The organism is Lonsdalea quercina subsp. quercina, from assembly GCF_000688655.1.
GTDB lineage: Bacteria > Pseudomonadota > Gammaproteobacteria > Enterobacterales > Enterobacteriaceae > Lonsdalea > Lonsdalea quercina.
This window is the reverse complement of sequence record NZ_JIBO01000004.1, coordinates 383486-401079: the sequence shown is the minus strand read 5'-3', so window position 1 is coordinate 401079 and position 17594 is coordinate 383486. Positions and strand designations below refer to the sequence as shown.

Genomic DNA, 17594 nt, shown 5'->3' with positions numbered 1-17594 from the left:
AAAATAAGGAAATCTTTCGGAGAAAGGCTGATGAAAGATATAGGCAAAGCGGTTGGCTGTCTGCTGGTGGGCATCCTGGGTGTAATGACCACCTACCCCGTACAGGCAGACGAGACTCCACGGCTGGGGCTGCGAATGAAGCATGGCCTGCAGGCGCATGTAGTAAAAGACGGAATGCGTCTCGGTCAGGGCACGCTGGTGAGCCATGAAGCCCACGCCGGCTTCCGGTTGTGGAGCGAGGTTCAGACTTCCTCCTTCCCGACAGGCCATTTTGTGCTGTCCGGGAAGCAGAATGATGCACATAAGCTGCGTATCCGGCTGGTGCCGAGAGGACTTACCGCCGAGGGTAGCCCTGGCAGCTCAGAGATGGTTCTGAATACCAAAGATGATCGGGTTGTGTTTGACGTCATCGCAGACGGCGAGCAAAGGGTTGAAGCTGACCATTATAGGCTGGATATCAGCGGGACGGCTCTGCCCCCCTGAAATAGGGGTACGAACTATCTGATGCGTGTGGCATGACGGAATTATGCTTCCATTTCGATCGGAAGCTAATGGCCCACCAGTAAATACTGGTGATTAATCTAAGTAAAATACTTTAAAGGGTAAATTTATGTCTATGATGAAAAAAACAATGCTGGCTGCGGTAATTCTGGCTGGCGCAGGTCTGGGCGTGGCTCACGCTGGCGTGAGTGGTAGCGGTATTAGCGCGACAGCTGATCTGGTATTTTCCAATGTCACCAACATCACCAATGCGATTACTGCATCCAGTAACTTGACCGCCGGAAAACATTCGGCAGACGATACTATCGCTACCGGTTCTATTCGTTCATTGGACGGGCTGGCTCATGCTTATGCGGTAAAATTTAGCCCAGACATCGACACTTCAAAGGGTGGCATGTCCATCCCTAGTGCGGTTGTCAAAGGTAAAAACGACAGCTCCAACCAAGTCACTCTGGCATTGACTGGTGTAATTGGCGAGAGCGCTGTACCTAAGGATGGTTACTTGATCGTCGGACAGAGTAGCGCTGCTAACGAGACGGTTAAATACTCAATCGTTATGCCTGCTGGTCAAACTGTAGCCGCAGACACCTACACTGTAGGTACTGTTGCATACACTTACACCGCTTAAAAAAGCATCATAGGGTTGTCAAGAAAACCCTATATTTAGCACAGCTAAGCCAACACCAAAATTCGGTAGATTTCAGCCGACGATAAAGAACGGTGTTTAACAACGTTCTTTTTGAAGCCAGCGGGGGTGTGTTTCAAGACACTCCCCCGCTTTCATGTATTTTGACATCTGGAAAACTAAATCCCGTTCTTCCCCAACAATAATCGACTCATCATTATATGTATAAGTGACATGTCCTGATAAGGTTGACACTTTTCGGCCTTACAATGCCCAATAAACTCCCTCGGGCGTTTTGTATTTTAACGACAGATGGGGACGCCGAGTGGTGTTGATTTTCACCGACTCTCTGACCATTTTTTGCCTGCGTGATATCTTTTGGTTTAACAGCAGATATTCCATTTATAAAATCTCATTTCCGCGTTCTGCCCATGCATTCTGATAGCAGTCATATCCGTTCGTCATTGAGCAGATGACGCCATGTCGTTCATGTTATTCCTGATATTTTGTAGAGCAGTATTGGATACCTCGATCGGAGTGATGCACCAGCGGTGCTCGCGTGCGCCTCTTCACCAAGGCCATTTTAAATGCTCTTATAACTTGATGCGTATGCACACTCTCATGCACACACTATTCTTCTGCCTTTCTCGACCAAAAAACCGGCACACGCGCGTGACGGTGAGTCCCGGCGCTTGTGCTTGCAACGAGGCGGGGTCGGCTCACCCCNCCTTAGACGCCCTCATCAGGCTGGCTAAAGTGTTGCATGTCTCGCTGGATGGACTGGTGTTTGATGACCACGAGCGTGGCCCGTCTGATGATTTGGCGTTGCAGTTTGAGGCCGTCAGCGGGATGCCCGAAGAAGAGCGCCGTATTATCAAGGCGTTACTGGATGGGATGATACTGAAGTACCAGGCTAAAAAGATTACTGAACGCGGTTGTAAGTCAGAACCCGCCATACCCCCAGCATTACGACGCCGGAAGGTCGGCTATGTCAGCCGCCGTCACGCCGACCGCAATGACATGACGCGCTATTACAGCCGCAGCCCCAGCCTGCACCTCAAGGGCCACTGGTTGGAAGCGGCAAGATTTGGGACCGATACACCGGTTGTTATCACCGTTGAACATGGCCAACTGCTGATACGCACTGTGGCTGAATGACGGATAAAAAAATCCCGGCCTTTTTAGGGGCCGGGGTTTTTATCCTTGATTTAATAATTTTTTTCTGGCTTCGTTTAATGCATTCTGAAGCCAGTCAAAATCCAATGCATTAATGTTGGACGAAAACTCAACTTTAATATCATTAATGCCATTTTCTTGTTGCAAAAGAGCAATGAACTCATCATTACAATAAATTTCAGCTATTAATTTTTCATAATCAATATCACTAGTGATTATGATCTTTAATTGATCTTTAAAATTCATAATTAAGGTTCCAAAAATCCACGGAAGTTACCTTGAGGATCGAATGTAGCTCCGCGCCCATCAGGAGCTATAACATCAAATCCACCAAAACGATTCCCTTCTTTTACTGAAGCATTCGGTGCATTAATTATTCCATCCAATATTTTTTCCCTTGCTCGTTGATTTTGTAGTCCCTCCGTTTTTTAGTACCACCGCCAGTGAGGATCTCCGGCCAGTTTTTGCCTCGCATAGATAACGGGTGGCATATCACCCAGTGTGCTATGCGGGCGTTCTTCGTTATATTCTGTGCGCCAGTCTTCTGTTAGCACGCGGACTTCTGACCGTGTTCTGAACAGATACCTATCGAGTATTTCTGTTCGTAGCGTTTTGTTAAATCGCTCAATAAATCCATTCTGCATCGGCCTGCCTGGCTGAATAAAATCGAGTTTCACACCATGTCATTCTGCCCATTCGGCTAAAGCAACGGCAGTGAGTTCTGGCCCATTGTCACTTCGTATAAAAGCCGGGTAGCCTCGTTCTGCGCTTAATCGTTCCAGAATACGCACAACACGATGAGCCGGTATATTCAAATCAACGTCGATGGCCAGCGCTTCCCGATTAAAGTCATCAATGACGTTAAATAACCTGAATCGCCGCCCGTCGATCAAGGCATCACTCATAAAATCAACTGACCAACAGTGGTTCATTTTAGGCGGAAAAACCAACGGTTGTGGATGCCTGTTAGGTAGGCGTTTTTTTCCTTTGCGTCGAAGATTGAGTTTTAATAGACAGTAGATCCGGTAAACCCGTTTTGCATTTCACGGTAATCCTGCCTGACGTAACTTATTGAACATCAGTCCAAAGCCATAGGCCGGATACTGATGCGCCAATTTTTGTAGTGCCTCGACCACCGGCAGATCCCGTGTCGTGTTCGGGCGGTAATGCAACAGACTTCGACTAATACCGATAATGCGGCACCCACGTCGCTCACTGGCCTGATGTTCCGTCATGACATAACGCACCAACTCACGCTTTTCAGGCACCGCTAGAGTTTTTTGCTACAACATCCTTAAGAATTTCATGATCTAAGCTGAGGGATGCGTACATTTGCTTTAATCGGCGATTGTCTTCTTCCAGCTCTTTCATTCGTTTAATATCGGAGGACACCATGCCGCCGTATTTGGCTTTCCAGTTATAATAGCTGGCTTTCGACACACCGTTTTCGCGGCAAACATCCTTCACGTGTCGACCCCCTTCAATCCCCAGGTTGCCGTTGGCCGTGATCACGCTGGCATCATTGAGCAACTGCCCGTTAATACGCAGCGTCATGTCGCCGCCCGCCAGAATTCGGGCGCCGGTCCCTTCCGAAATCAGTCTGTCACGCGTGAGCGAGCCGGTGACCGTACGCTCACGCAGGTTGTTGTAATCCGTGACGTTCGGCGCGCTGTAAATATCGATGTGTTTTTCCGGGTCCCATTGTTCCAGCCTGCCGCGGTTAAATTCGCGCCAGACGGTATTTTGGTAAGGCGTCGGCACCGCTCTCTGCCAGAATCCGGTGGTTTGATAAAACGTCATGGCATAGCTGCCGTCTGCATTCGGTTGCAGGGCGAGGTAATTCACCCACATGTCCGTTAACGTCCCGGACGTGTCTTTTACGCGAACCTGCGCCCGCTTGCCGGCCGCGTCAATCGCCAGAATGGTGCCGTACGGATTGCTTTGCGCCGCAGCCTCATCTTGGAACGTCAGCGACTGTGTGACGGGAGCCACGGTGTTCTTATCGGTGTTGACCGTTAAGTCGTATGTGTGATTACAATCGTTGGCGTCGTCACACTGCCTGCGGCGGTCTTAGCCCGGAACAATTTGAAAACCAGAACCTCGCTTAGGGCGGTGTCCACATTACGTGGGTAGGATCACAGTTCGAGGGGCTTAAGCAGATGGACAAAGAAGAACTGAAGTCAGTGACATCGATTCTGGATGCACTGATTTTAAAACATCAGGCCCGGCGAGTGCTGGGGTAAGCCTGATTTAGCGCGGCCTTAGCGTGGTGCAACAAGATAAGACTGCTGACCACAACAACTAGTTAGGATTAGTTATTATGGCTGAGCAGGATTGTATTTCAGAAGTGAAGATTTCCAAAGCGCAGCGGCGGCTAAAGGTGGGTTATACCAGTATTCGCCATGAGCAACGCGCCACTAAAATGACTAAATATCACAGCCGCCCCCCAGCCTGCACCTTAAAAACGACTGGCTAAAAGAGGCTGGGTTCACCACCGATACGCCAGTGATAGTGGTGGTTGGGTGGGAACAGCTGGTTATCAGACCAGTGACCGCTGAGTGACCGATAAAAATACCCCGGCTCGGTGACCGGGATTTATTTGAGATTATTATCATGAGTAAAAAAAACACAGATATAAGCAAGTTTTTGAGTTATGTATTACGCCATAAACCAGAAGCCATCGGTTTATCTCTGGATAATGAAGGATGGGCTATCATAAGCGATCTTATTCTTTGTTCAGTTAAAGAAGGCTATACACTTGATGATAACCTTCTTCATGATATTGTTGATAGCAGTGATAAAAAACGCTTTACGATTTCAGACGATGGGTTACGCATCCGGGCAGCTCAGGGGCACTCAACACAGCAGGTTAATATCGCTTATACAGAGAAAAAGCCGCCAGATATTTTATATCATGGAACAGCAAGCCGCTTTATATCTGCAATCAGGGAGCATGGTCTGATCCCTCTGTCACGCCAGTATGTACATCTTTCACCTGATGAAGATACTGCAATTCAAGTAGGACAACGTCATGGAAAACCGGTAGTACTAAAAATAAAAGCCCTGAACATGTACGAACAGGGCTTTAAATTCTTTCAGGCTGATAACGGGGTCTGGCTAACTGACACCGTTCCTTACCGGTTTATTCAGGAATAATTACTCTTCGTCTTCTGCTCGTTCAGCTTTATGACGGGCAGACTCAAGACGCGCCATTTTTAGCCATTCCTCGAAGTTATCTGTATAACCTTTGTCCTCCCAGCCTGCGGAAGCAAAAGCATGGACATAATATACTTTCGGATCGCCTGACGTATCTTCGCCGTCGAAACAGACAATATCATCCGTATAACGCCAGTTCGCAAAAGGTATCAAACTCCGTTCCGGATAAAGCTTTCTAATCTTGTCGCACCAAAAATCAACATAATTTTGAGCACAACAAAATAACCACCACGACTCGATATCTTCTAATTCAGCTCCTGAGACATAATCAATAAAACTTTCAGGTAAAGAAAAACCTGGAGATAAATAATTTTTATACATGCCTGCTCTGTTAGTCATTTATTTACCCTTACCAGTTATTCTTGGCGAATCGGATGATCCATTGGGATTATTTTTACTAAAACTACTGCTCTGGTTGTTAATTCTTCCAGTGATAGCTTCACCCCATGTTTTAGCAGAACCAAAACGTCCCGAGTCCACCATATCTTTTGGTAATGGATCGTCAAAACTCCTGACGTTAGCTTCAACTTTTATGCCTGCTTCTCTGGCAGCACTGATCCTTGTATTATCCATACTGGTCATTTTTCCATCAGGCATCTTGATAACATCAACTGGTTCACCTTTCCAGCCATCTTTTTTCATGCTGGAAACAAGATCATCGTAAGTGTATTTCACGCGTGTATCTCGATCTGTCTTATTGTAAGAAACGGTATTCTGTGAAAAGCGAATTTCGTTAGCATCAAATGAGGAAGTATTTCCTGTCGGTTTAACTGTGGTCTGCTCATTGATTCCTTTTTTCCCAATCCCTGCCGCTATTCCCGCAGCACTGGTTCCAGCCGCCTGGGCCAGTGAGTTGATCGCAAGCTGCTTCGCTTCCTCCGAATCCCCTGACATCAGTGCATTATGGATCGCCGTATTTCTGTCTGCCTCAAGCTGGATAGATGTTACCTGAAGAATAGATAATTCGTCCTGTTCTTCCGGCCTCAGACCACCTGTAGTACGTGCTTTCTCCAGCAACTCACTGGTTCGTTTGGCATAATCAGCCTGCAGCAGGCCAACTTCATTCGCTTTATCGACACAATCCTTAGCACCAGAGCAGTTCACAACGCTTTCATGCTGTTCTGCATTGATTTTCTTGTACTTATCAATAACGTCATTTTTACAAGCAGCATCCCCCTGGCACTGAGTCATTTCTTTGGCCCGGTCCTGGTTTTGCTGAACACTCAGCGCATTATTCTCAACCTCAACCCTGGCCGCATTACCCGCGCTCACTATCCCGCTCGTGTCGCCGGTGGCCAGTCCTCCGCCTGCCGCACCCAGTGCTGAAACCAGATTGAGGATAACCATTTTCTCATCCGGCGCCAATTCCTCCGCTTCTTTTCCATACAGTGCCTGCGCAAACGTTTTTGCACTCGCCGCTGCGATGAAGCCCCCCGCAGCACCCGCTGTCGCATTGCCTCCCTGCGCCTTCGCCAGGACCGCTGACGCCAGCGTATGCAGCGCTATACGCGCACCCTCATTATCATCTCCGCTCGCATCCTTTATCAGCTTTGCCAGCACCGGGGCGGCGCCCGCTGCCGCTCCGCTCTGTACATTGCCCCCCAGAACGCCGGCCAGAAGACCGCTCACCGATGTCCCTGCCGTCCAGAACGGACTGCCTACTCCGTACTCGCTTTCCGCCGCCTTGAACGTCTCCGACGCCAGCACGCGCTGTTCAATCTCCGCTTCGCTCAGTCCCTCAAGCTCGCCCGATGCCGCCATTTCATCACGCGCCTGCTGTTTCGCCGCATTCTGCTGGCTCTCTGCATACGCCGTCATCGCCTGCGTACCCAGCGACGTCGCCTGCTGCTGAATCTCCAGCTTGTCCCGGATGGCATTTCTGTCGAAATTATTCTCCAGCACGCTGTGCGCATGCTCCGTGTCACGACTCAACGTCGCCACATCCTGCTGCTGGTTGGCGTTGTCGCGGACCAGCACGTCACCCTCAGCGACCGCGCTGTGCGTCGTGCTGGTGACCCTTTGTGTGAAGTTCGCCATCGACATCGACGGCTTACCCCCCGACGAACCTTGATATCCCCCCGTCTGCGACTCGCCCGTGGTCGCGACCNCGCCACCCGAGTCCGTACTCTTTCCCACGCCGCCGGATACGCTCAAGGCATACTGGCTACCGCTGGACTCCGCCCAGTTCTCGATATCGCTCCAGCCCAACGTGTCCGTACTGAGCCGATTTTTCGCCGCCTCCGCATCCGAGGCGATGACCGCTCCCTCCAGCTGGGTATGCCCGCCGACAAAAATATCAAAGCCGCCTTTACCGGCGAACAACCCGCTTTGGTCTACCACCGCCCGATATTCGTTGTTCATCCTGCCGCTGCTGACGTCCATGCTGCCCTGAGCCGAGGACGCGGAAGAGGCCCCGGCGCAGATGGGAGGGACACAGATACTCAGGTTGAGTCCGGTAGAGTTCGAGCGACTATGGTACTCCGCACTGTCCTGCTGGCTGCTGATAGTCAGGTCCCGGCCAACATCGGCGACGACCCGCTCCCCATACAGCTCCGCGCCTTGTAAAGTGGTATCGCGGTCACTGTTCATCGTCAACGTGTCGGTGGCCCGGACTTCGCTGTTATGGTTAACCAACGAATGCCCCTCCATTTGGCTCCGCGAACGGCTGGCGCCTATCTCCACACTGAAGCCATTTTGCTGACCAATCAGCGAGAAACCCACGCCGAGAGAGAACTGATTGCCGCTGCTCCGGCTCTGCTCTTTCTCCGTATCTTGCGCCGAGTTCAGCGTGATATCACGTCCTGCATCCAGCGCCACATTCTTACCGGCGATGCTCACGCCCCGACCCGCGATATCCTTATCCGCATCGAGACGCACCGTCTCGCCCGCCACCAGATGAGTTCCTTGCTCCTCTTGGCTACGGTAGTCTTGCTGCTCTTTCGAGCTGCCAGCAGAAACGCCAACGGTCACTTTCACCAACGAACCGTTGTAAGCCTCCTGAGCCACGCCGGTGGCGGTAGTCAGCGCAGCCTGAGCGGCATAGATAGCTGTCAGACGCGAGTCACGGCCCTCTTCTTTCGAACGGGCCGCATTCTCCAGGGCCTTCGCGGCGGAAACTGCCCAGCCAGAGGCCGAGGCCGTGACGCCATACTGCGAAGAAGAGGACTTACTCGAGTTATGCAGGCTGTCTTCACTGACATCCAGATGGATATTGTCACCGCTCAGGAGCAGCGATTTACCAGCCCGGATATCCGCACCATCCACTGATACATCCTGCTTGGCCTGGAGGGCGATATTGCCCTGTTGGCTTGTTATCTGACTGTGCAGCGTGCTCTGCTGATTGCTGTCGAGCTGCGACGAATGTTTTGAGCTGCGGTAGCCTACCTTGCCGCTGTAGCCATCACCGCCAAGGCTGCCCACCATACTTTCTTTACCGTCCTGTCTATCGGATATCGTGTTAGTGCCGGTGGTGATGTTGATACCGCCGCTTTCAGCAGACAAGAGGAGATTGTTGATCGACGCCAGGGTGCTACCCTCAAGATTGATATGTCCGTCTTTGCTGGTAATAAAGATGTCATTCCCAGCCATCTGGCTACCGCTCTGGGCAATGGTCTGCCGCTCGCCTTCGCTGCTGGATTTTTCCATACCAAACGGTAGTACGCCACTGCCATGGTTCGGCCCGCCGTTCATCGTACGGGTGCCTGAACCCACCGTTGGCGCTGCGGAAGTCACACTCCAAGCGCTGCTAGCGGTGCGGGTGCTCAGGTTCTCTTGGTCCGTTGAGGTCGTGATATCGACACTGTTTTTAGCATCAATAATGATAGATTCTTCAGCCCCGAGGCGGCTACCGCTAATCAGGACATTACCCTGACCTTTTTCGCCGGTGGCATTAAGCTGAATATTACCCGCCGCCGTCAGGTTGCTGCCGCTCGAAAACGCCGCGTAGTACTGTGACTCACTTTTTGAAGATGAGCGCCCGTAACTGATGGGCAACGAGGCTCCACCGCCAATGTCGGCCGCCGCCGCCAATTCACTTGACAACTGCTTCGCTTTAGTTACGCCACTGTCGTTTTCCTTGTTGATGGCCTTAATGTTACGCACCGCCTCGACAAGCGGATCGGAGAGAGAGATACCTACGCCTTTGCTATTACTGGACTGTTTCGCCGTCTCCTGCACCACGTCCTTGCCGGGGATAATATCAATATCACTGGCGGTAATGTCGATATGACCAGTTTTACGTTCCGTATCACCTTCTTTACGTGCTGCCGTCACGTCCGACGCGCTCACCGTAGCCTTATTACCGGCGTTGATTATCACGTTGCCGCCACTCGTTCCAATTAGGCTACGCGCCTCGCTTTGCGTTACCTCATTCCCTTCACGTGATGCCTTAGATGATTGAGAACCGATGGTGATGCCGAGATTATTGCTTAAAACCCCGCTCTTTTTTGACTCCTTTATACTGAGAGATGAAGACGTTTCCGTCGCCGCCTCAATGGTGACATCGTTGACCGCTTTCAGACGAACATCCTCCTGAGCAACAACGGAAGAGCCTTTTACCACCAAATCATTTCCCGCATTCACGCTGATACTGTTACCACTCAGCAGCGAGCCGCGTTCCGTCGTCACACGGTCATGCTGTACCGTGAAACCGGTGCTTTTGTTCAAAAAGCCTTTATTCTGAGAACGCTCTTCACTATGTTCAGTCTCTTGTTCGGTGGCGCTATTCATCGTCACATCGTTTTTGGCCTGTAGCGCAATCTCGCCGAGTTCGCTGTGCAGCGTACTGCCGGTAACGGCAAGATCGCCTTCACGCGCAATCGCGGTCACGCCGCCCTGGCCGCTAAAGGTGCTGCCCACCACGGCATCGCTGGCCCTATCAATCATGCGCTGGCTTTTCGTCCGCCCATCCTGTTTGTCTTCGCTGTCAAAAGCATTCGTTAGCTGATGCGCTTCTTTAATCGTGACGTTTTTCGCGCTGACGCCGACCCGACCTTCCGTACTGTCGACCTGAGCGCCCTCTGCGAGCAAATCATTGCCTGCGATCAAGGTGACACCCTTGGCCCCGCTCATCGAGCTGAGCAGCAGACGATCTTCCTCCCGACTATTGCTCACCGACGACGTGCTGCTGTTGGCCTCAAGGTGCGTGGTGTGGGTGGATTTGTCCGCCAGCAAATTGATATCGCCGCCCGCTTGCACGCCTAGCAGCCCTCCCGCGCTGGCCTGACTGCCGCGCAGCGTAATATCTTGGCCAGCGTTGAGCGCCAGATTGCCCCCGGCCTTCAGTTCGCTTCCCAGTGACTGCTGCCACTCCCCGCTAAGGGTCGCCATGCGCTCGCCGGCTTCTTCCATGCCGTCGCTGGTTCGATTGCCCATCGCACCGGAAATGACCTGCAATCCATCAGACTTGAAGCTGCTTTTCGCCGCGCTGATGTCCAGATTATCGCGGGCGCTCAGGCTAAGGTTATTCGTCGCGTCAAGCTTGGCGCCCTGTAGATGGATGTCGTTGCCGCTGAGGCTAATGTCGCTGGCGCTCAGGGTGGCCTGACGCAAGGCGTCCTGAAGATTCGTACTCATAGTCAGGCTTTCCGCCTGAACGTTAATGCTGTCACCCTTGATATCGCCGCTCAGATGCGAAAATTGCCCCGCATCGATGCTCAGCGCCTGGTCGGCGAACAGATTGCCCGCATTCGCGATGCTCTCCGCAGAGAGATCCAGTTCGCCACCGGCAATCAGCGCGCCATCACCGGTCAGGCGCAGTGTGGACTGAGCGAGGTAAACCTTAGGCACGAGAACGGTTTGCGGACCTGAAGCCGTCTCGACCGTCTCGTCAACCATCCAGACGATATCCTGCTGAAGTGAGGCGATCTGCTCCGGCGTCAGCGCCACGCCCGTGACCAGATGAAAGTCCTGCGCCACTTTGATGCCGTTGTTCATCAAATTCTGGTACTGCGCCATGGCATCTTCACCCTGAACGGACTGACGTCCGGTCAGACTCAGCACCTGATCCCGCACCAATCGCTGTTCGTAGAATCCGTCACCCAGACGCTTATGCACCGTCGACGGGTCATACCCTACCTGCGACAGCAGATAATCGCTGCTGACAAACTTCGTGCGGCTGGTAAACCGTTCATCGGTGACCACCAGATAAGGGCTGCCCGTCGCCGGATTCTGGNGGAACAAGCCATTGTCCGGAATCGAGGTCGCGACGCTGCCGACATATTGCTTAGCCGTCAGCGCCACTTCGGCTGGCAGCAGCGGTCGGCCTAATGCCGATGGGCTTCCGGCCGTGGCTTTGGCGCCCGGGGCTAGCGCCACGTTAGCCTGCTGACCGTCGACACCCTCAACGCTAAACGCCAGCGGATTACGCTCCCACTCCGCCCTCTCCGCCTCGGCCGCTTTCAGCGCCGCTTCCACGCTGCTGATCTGCGCCTGATTCACCGTGGTATTAGTGATATTCGCCGCGGCGATCGCCACCTTCCCTTGACCGGAAATGATGCCATCAATGGTGGTCAGCGCCGTGGTGGCATCGTAGTTGGTGGTGGGATACCAGTGGCGCGTGTCTCTGTCATAGTGGTCGGCAATCACTTCGGTGCGGTGTTCGTTGACCGAGTATCCCCGGTTATCCACGTTGCCGCTCCCTTCAATCCCCAGGTTGCCGTTGGCCGTGATCACGCTGGCATCATTGAGCAACTGCCCGTTAATACGCAGCGTCATGTCGCCGCCCGCCAGAATTCGGGCGCCGGTCCCTTCCGAAATCAGTCTGTCACGCGTGAGCGAGCCGGTGACCGTACGCTCACGCAGGTTGTTGTAATCCGTGACATTCGGCGCGCTGTAAATATCGATGTGTTTTTCCGGGTCCCATTGTTCCAGCCTGCCGCGGTTAAATTCGCGCCAGACGGTATTTTGGTAAGGCGTCGGCACCGCTCTCTGCCAGAATCCGGTGGTTTGATAAAACGTCATGGCATAGCTGCCGTCTGCATTCGGTTGCAGGGCGAGGTAATTCACCCACATGTCCGTTAACGTCCCGGACGTGTCTTTTACGCGAACCTGCGCCCGCTTGCCGGCCGCGTCAATCGCCAGAATGGTGCCGTACGGATTGCTTTGCGCCGCAGCCTCATCTTGGAACGTCAGCGACTGTGTGACGGGAGCCACGGTGTTCTTATCGGTGTTGACCGTTAAGTCGTAGGAACGCCAGAAATAGTTGTAGCGCTGCCATTTGTAATCACTGGACTCCGCATCGCGCTCGATGTTCAGCCCCACGCGCTCGTTGACCAACCGCTGCGCATCAACCGTCACATTGCCGTCCGCCTCGATCGCGCTGGCCCGGTTTTCGATGAGATCGTCACTGCCCAACTGTAAGCTGCCGCCGCTGAAAATCAGGGCGCCGTCACGGTTAGTCAGACGTTCGTTACCGCGTAAATTGAGGGACTGAGCGGCCGCCAGCACCGCTCCCGAGCCGTAGTTATCAATGACGCGGCCACGAAGGGTCAGGTTGTCGCCCATCACCGCATTCGGGTTATCCAACGTGTCGACATCAAGCGTCATCGCATCGGCTTCAATCCGTCCACGGTTGGTCAATTGCCCGGTAGTGACCTGCATCGACTTGCCGACCAAAGCGCCTTGGTTATTGAAGTGAGCGCTGTTCAAGGTCAGGTCGCCGGGAAGCAGCCAGTCCGTCAGATTGGTTAATACGCCGGCGACAGAGAACGTGAGCGCGCCGTTGCTGCTCAACGTGTCGCCCGCGCGATGGGTATAGTCCTGCTGTACGCTGAGGCTTANCGCCTGCTGACTCTGCAACGTACCGCCCTGATTGTTCAGGGACAGGGCATCGAGAACCAGCGATGCCCCGCTCTGCATCAATCCGTTGGGGTTCAATACCGACAGCGCCGACGCCGAGCGCGCCAGACGACTGCTGAGAGCATTAATGCTGAGCGGTCCGTTCGCGACAACGCGCCCCTGAGTGTTGTCTAACTGGGTCAGTCCTGTCAGCGTCATGCTCCCGGCGCTTTGCAGGCGACCTGCCGTGTTATCCGCTTCACGCGCAGTCAAGCCTGTACGTGTTGTCCCTAAGATCAGTCCGCCATCACGGTTATTCAATGTATCGCTTTGGATATCCAGCGCGCCCTGACTGCTGATGATCCCTTGTCCGTTATTGTTCAACTGTGCGGCGTTAAGGAGCAGATCTTGTGTGGAAACCAGCTGCCCCGCCTGATTGTTGACCTGACTCCCGGTCAGCATCAGCGCATTACCGCTATGCAGTTTGCCCTGAGAGTTATTCAGCGTATCGACATGGTACGTCCCTAGGCCTTGACTGATGAGCGTTCCGCCCGCGTTGTCCAGCTGCGGAGCGTTGATCGTCAGGCCGCGTTGACTGCTGATCACCCCTTGCGCGTTATCAACACGATAGGCGGCAATGCGCTGATCGCCATTGCTGCGCAGCGCCCCGCCCTGATTGCTTAGCTCGCCCGACGTACTCAGCAGCATCTGTTGCTGGCTGTCTACTGTGCCGCCATCGTTTTGCAGTGATTGCGCATTCAGCGTCAGCGTTTCACCGCTTTGCAGTTTGCCGCGCTGATTGTCGATCTGTGTCCCAACATTCAAATCCAACTGCTTCTGGCTATACAACAGACCGTCCTGCGTATTATCCAGCCTCTGCGCCGTCAGACTTAAGCCCTCACCCGCCAGCCACTGTCCGCCCGCATTATTCACGGCGCCCGTATCGTCGTCCGCCGTGCGGCCCCGCACAGTCAACTGATGCTGAGCGCTGACCTTGCCCCCGCGGTTATCGATATCGCCCGCTACCCTTAAGGTCATATCGGCGGCGGACTGCAATCCCCCTTCCGCGTTGGTTAACGCGTCGGCCGTCAGCTGAGCGCCCTGTTGCGACTGCACGCTGCCCTTCGTATTGTCAAAACGGGTGGCGTTAGCGCGCCACTCGCCCTGACTGCCCATCCATCCTTGATTGTTCAGGATCTCTTGCGCAGCCAGCGTTTGCGTAGATTGACTGAAAATGCGGCCACTGCCGTTATCCAGCGTTTCTGTCAGTTGCATGTCCAGACTGCCCAGCGCGTTAACCGTTCCCTGCGCGTTGTACAGATTAGCGGCACGCAGCACGGCCGGCCCCTGACTGGTCAACTGACCGCCCTGGTTATCCCAGTCTGATGACAGATCGAATGAAAGTGCTTGCTGGCCCAGTACCACGCCCTGCTGACGGTTGCTCAGACGCCCGCCGTTCAGAACCAGATCGCCGCCGCTCTGTAACGAACCACCGTCATTATTTAGTAAGCTGGTCGATGCGCCTTGCCAGTTGAGGTGGTCCTGAGCCGTCAATTTCCCCGCTTGATTGTTGACGTCGGCCGTCGTGTTCAATGATAACCCGCCGCCTGACTGTAGCCGCCCCTGAGTGTTGTCGAGGNGGCGGGCCGTCGCGACCACCCGGCCGCCGCCTTGCGCGGTCCCACCCTGATTGTTCCAGTCTCCTTCGGTCTGAACTGTCAAAGTCTCGGCGGCTTCGAGCAGTCCGGCGGTATTATCCACGCCGTCCTGCACCCGCAGGTTCAGGTTTTGTCCGGCGATAACCCTACCCTGTACGTTATCGAGCTGTATGGCCGCGACGTCCAGCTCGGCCGCGCTGGCTTCTCCGTCGCGGTTAGTTAATAGGCCGTCGGTACGAAGAACCAGTTTCTCGCGGGCAGACAGTAGCCCCTGCGCATTATTCAGCGCCTGCGCCGCATTCACCTCCAGCGAGCGCTGACCGATGACCTTCCCTTTTTCATTTGAGAAATTCGCCGCGCCGAGTTCAACCGTCGTCGCGCTGATCTCACCCGCCTGGTTGTTGACGCCGCCAGCGGCATTGAGCGAGAGGTGGTCGCCTGACAACAGCTTGCCGCTCTCGTTATTCATCGTGTTCGCCGTGGCGCTAATCACGGTTTCACTCTGCGCGGTGCCGCCCTGGTTGTTCCAGTCGCCTTCGGTCTGAATAGCCAGATCCTGCCCGGCCCCAATAAAGCCCTGCTGGTTATCCAACCCCTGATGCGCGGTAAGCTGAAGATCTTGCTGACTGATGACCTGCCCAAGCGTGTTGTTCAAACCTTCAGCCGAGAGCTGGAGCTGTTCGCCGCCAAGAACTCCTGATGCGTTATCGACCTGTCCCGCATCCAGGCTCAGCGCAGCGCCCGCCAGGAGAGTGCCGCGGGTGTTATCCACGTCGCCTGCGCTGTTGATACGCAGCGCCTGCAAGCTTTTAACCGAGCCCGCCTGATTTTTCAGCGCGCCGACATTGAGCGCCAGGTCGCCGTTGCTGCCCAGCTCACCCTCGCTGTTATCCAGCAATCCCCCGACCTGCCACTCCCGTGCGTTGCTATCCAGCGACACCAGCCGACCACTCTGGTTATTCACCTCACCGGCAAACAGACTCAGGTTGTTCGCCTCAATATCGCCCTGCGTATTATCAAGCTTGCCGTTCAGTCTGAAGCGACTTTCCCCGGCATCAGTCTCTACCCAGACGGCCTGCTGGTTAAGCAGATTATTGCCGCCCACCGCCCAGGTTCCCGCCTTAACCTGCGCCTGACGGGCGTCGATATCCCCAGAGGTATCGACAGTGAACTGCTGAGCATCGACTTTAGCTTGCCGCAACCCGACACCGCCGCTCTGGGCGGAGACCGTCGCCTGCCTGGCGGCAAGCTGCGCCTGACCGATATCGACGCGCTTTCCGGTCAACGCCACGTTTTTCTGACTCAACAGGCTGCCGCTGCTGCGGACCTCGCCCTGACTGGTCAGGGTGAGATCGGCGTCATTTATCAACGTACTACGGGTATCACTCCCCGCCAGCAGATGCCCGGTATTTTCAATGCCCGCCGCAGCGGAGAGCTGGACGTCGCCGGCTGCCGCCAGGGTGCCGGACTGCTTAATCGACCCCGCACGACTCTGAACATTTAATGTGCCGCCGCTGTGTAATTTTCCATCGTGCTCAATATCATTATTGGCCGTCAGACTGATGGACTCTGCCGCCTGCGTCACGGCCTCCTGCTGGGCGGGCTGCCAGACCAGTCGACCTTCGCTGCTGACGGTCAGCGTTTTGCCCGCCTGTAGTTGTCCGCCCTGATTGCGCACCCCGACGCCCGCTTCAGTGCCGATCATGTGAATCTGGCCGCTGTACATCCCCCCCATCTGGCCCATATCAATGGCCAGCTCGGGTTTGGCTTCATCCGACGCCGCAGAAGGAACGACGGTTTCACCGTCTGCGCTGACGCGGTTGCGGCCTGCGACGACATTGACTTTCTCTTTGGCCCAAACGCCCGCATTCACCTCAACGGCCCGGGCAAGCACATCGACATACTCCGTATCATGGCGGGCGTCGCCGNTCAGCCCACCGCCTTCGATACGCACGACGCCCCGCTCAACCTGATATCCGGCCAGGCTGCCATCCGCATTGAGTTGGGGTTTGCCGGTGGTCAAGGTCATCCGCCCCGCATTGATCGTCCCGCAGCCGTCGCAGACAATCCCCGACGGGTTAGCCACAATCACCTGAGCGCGTCCGCCCGCCACTTCCATATAGCCGCGAAGCTGGCTGGGATTGCTGCTATTAACCTCATTCAGGATGACTTTGGCTGACGCGCTACCCACATTCAGATTGGGGTTGCCTTGAATCATCCCCGCCATCTGGGTAGAGGTCATCGCCGCCGAATTGTTCAGAATGGCCCCTTTCTGATCGACATCGAACTGGCTGTACTGGTTGTGTGAAATCCCGGCCTGATTCGGCGCGGTGATGTTGACCTGAGGAAGACCATTTTGCGTGGCAATAACATCGGGTCGTTGGCCCGCCGCCGCACCGCTATCCGCCACAATGCCCGCCGCCAGCGCCGGAGTGGCGAACAACGCCAGTCCCAGCATCCAGACCGCACGACGCACCGTCACCCACAAACGAACGGCCCCCGGACCTCGGGTCTGACCGGGTTCGCTGCTGCAACTACGCGCTAATTCGGAAACAACTCGTAACTCGCCGTGCGTGCGGCTAAAAATAAGACGGTAACAATGCTTGTTCATGACATCCTTCCGTGAAAAAGGTTAATCCCTG

General features: G+C 54.4%; 9 protein-coding genes and 7 pseudogenes. 9 read left to right on the top strand and 7 right to left on the bottom strand.

Features of this window, described 5'->3' with window-relative positions; genetic code table 11:
• The first annotated feature begins 30 nt into the window (after positions 1 to 30).
• Positions 31 to 483: an AfaD family invasin gene (gene afaD / locus RZ35_RS04610; protein WP_157755368.1), complete on the top strand. Its 453-nt coding sequence runs from the start codon at positions 31 to 33 to the stop codon at positions 481 to 483.
• 127 nt (positions 484 to 610) lie between these two features.
• Complete coding sequence (locus tag RZ35_RS04605; RefSeq protein WP_026742243.1) at positions 611 to 1129, top strand: hypothetical protein; 519 nt, start codon at positions 611 to 613, stop codon at positions 1127 to 1129.
• A 261-nt stretch (positions 1130 to 1390) separates the two neighbouring features.
• Here RZ35_RS04605 and RZ35_RS18255 read toward each other — a convergent pair.
• Positions 1391 to 1753 (bottom strand): annotated as a pseudogene (locus RZ35_RS18255) (transposase); the annotation flags it as partial.
• 78 nt (positions 1754 to 1831) lie between these two features.
• Between RZ35_RS18255 and RZ35_RS18510 the strand changes: the two are divergent.
• Together RZ35_RS18510 and RZ35_RS18505 are read left to right on the top strand one after the other, a co-directional pair.
• A pseudogene (locus RZ35_RS18510) lies at positions 1832 to 2062 on the top strand (RstR family transcriptional repressor); the annotation flags it as partial.
• Between the two features lie 84 nt (positions 2063 to 2146).
• On the top strand, positions 2147 to 2284 hold the full coding sequence (locus RZ35_RS18505; protein ID WP_327062220.1) for a SymE family type I addiction module toxin: 138 nt from the start codon (positions 2147 to 2149) through the stop codon (positions 2282 to 2284).
• A gap of 39 nt (positions 2285 to 2323) precedes the next feature.
• Here the strand turns inward: RZ35_RS18505 and RZ35_RS04590 are convergent, their stop codons facing one another.
• The 3 genes and pseudogenes from RZ35_RS04590 to RZ35_RS17620 form a co-directional block, all read right to left on the bottom strand.
• Positions 2324 to 2548 carry a hypothetical protein gene (locus RZ35_RS04590; RefSeq protein WP_026742241.1) on the bottom strand — a complete coding sequence of 75 codons (225 nt, stop codon included), beginning with the start codon at positions 2546 to 2548 and terminating at the stop codon, positions 2324 to 2326.
• A gap of 2 nt (positions 2549 to 2550) precedes the next feature.
• Positions 2551 to 2688 carry a hypothetical protein gene (locus RZ35_RS18045; protein WP_162174218.1) on the bottom strand — a complete coding sequence of 46 codons (138 nt, stop codon included), beginning with the start codon at positions 2686 to 2688 and terminating at the stop codon, positions 2551 to 2553.
• Between the two features lie 42 nt (positions 2689 to 2730).
• A pseudogene (locus RZ35_RS17620) lies at positions 2731 to 3832 on the bottom strand (IS3 family transposase).
• Positions 3833 to 4329: 497 nt separating this feature from the next.
• On the opposite strand from RZ35_RS17620, the pseudogene RZ35_RS17925 reads away from it, so the two are divergent.
• The 5 genes and pseudogenes from RZ35_RS17925 to RZ35_RS04570 form a co-directional block, all read left to right on the top strand.
• Positions 4330 to 4410: pseudogene (locus RZ35_RS17925) on the top strand (IS3 family transposase); the annotation flags it as partial.
• Between the two features lie 30 nt (positions 4411 to 4440).
• Positions 4441 to 4545 (top strand): annotated as a pseudogene (locus RZ35_RS18500) (helix-turn-helix domain-containing protein); the annotation flags it as partial.
• A gap of 77 nt (positions 4546 to 4622) precedes the next feature.
• A complete protein-coding gene (locus tag RZ35_RS18495; protein WP_327062217.1) occupies positions 4623 to 4778 on the top strand; it encodes a hypothetical protein in 156 nt (51 codons plus the stop codon).
• On the top strand, positions 4733 to 4864 hold the full coding sequence (locus RZ35_RS18575; protein ID WP_394296477.1) for a SymE family type I addiction module toxin: 132 nt from the start codon (positions 4733 to 4735) through the stop codon (positions 4862 to 4864). Before RZ35_RS18495 ends, RZ35_RS18575 begins: the two co-directional genes overlap by 46 nt.
• A gap of 51 nt (positions 4865 to 4915) precedes the next feature.
• Positions 4916 to 5458: an RNA 2'-phosphotransferase gene (locus RZ35_RS04570; protein ID WP_026742239.1), complete on the top strand. Its 543-nt coding sequence runs from the start codon at positions 4916 to 4918 to the stop codon at positions 5456 to 5458.
• Here RZ35_RS04570 and RZ35_RS04565 read toward each other — a convergent pair whose 3' ends face one another.
• The 3 genes and pseudogenes from RZ35_RS04565 to RZ35_RS04560 all read right to left on the bottom strand — a co-directional run.
• Complete coding sequence (locus RZ35_RS04565; protein ID WP_026742238.1) at positions 5459 to 5857, bottom strand: SMI1/KNR4 family protein; 399 nt, start codon at positions 5855 to 5857, stop codon at positions 5459 to 5461.
• Positions 5858 to 9493 (bottom strand): annotated as a pseudogene (locus RZ35_RS18665) (hemagglutinin repeat-containing protein); the annotation flags it as partial.
• A gap of 282 nt (positions 9494 to 9775) precedes the next feature.
• A pseudogene (locus tag RZ35_RS04560) lies at positions 9776 to 17563 on the bottom strand (two-partner secretion domain-containing protein); the annotation flags it as partial.
• Positions 17564 to 17594 lie beyond the last annotated feature (31 nt).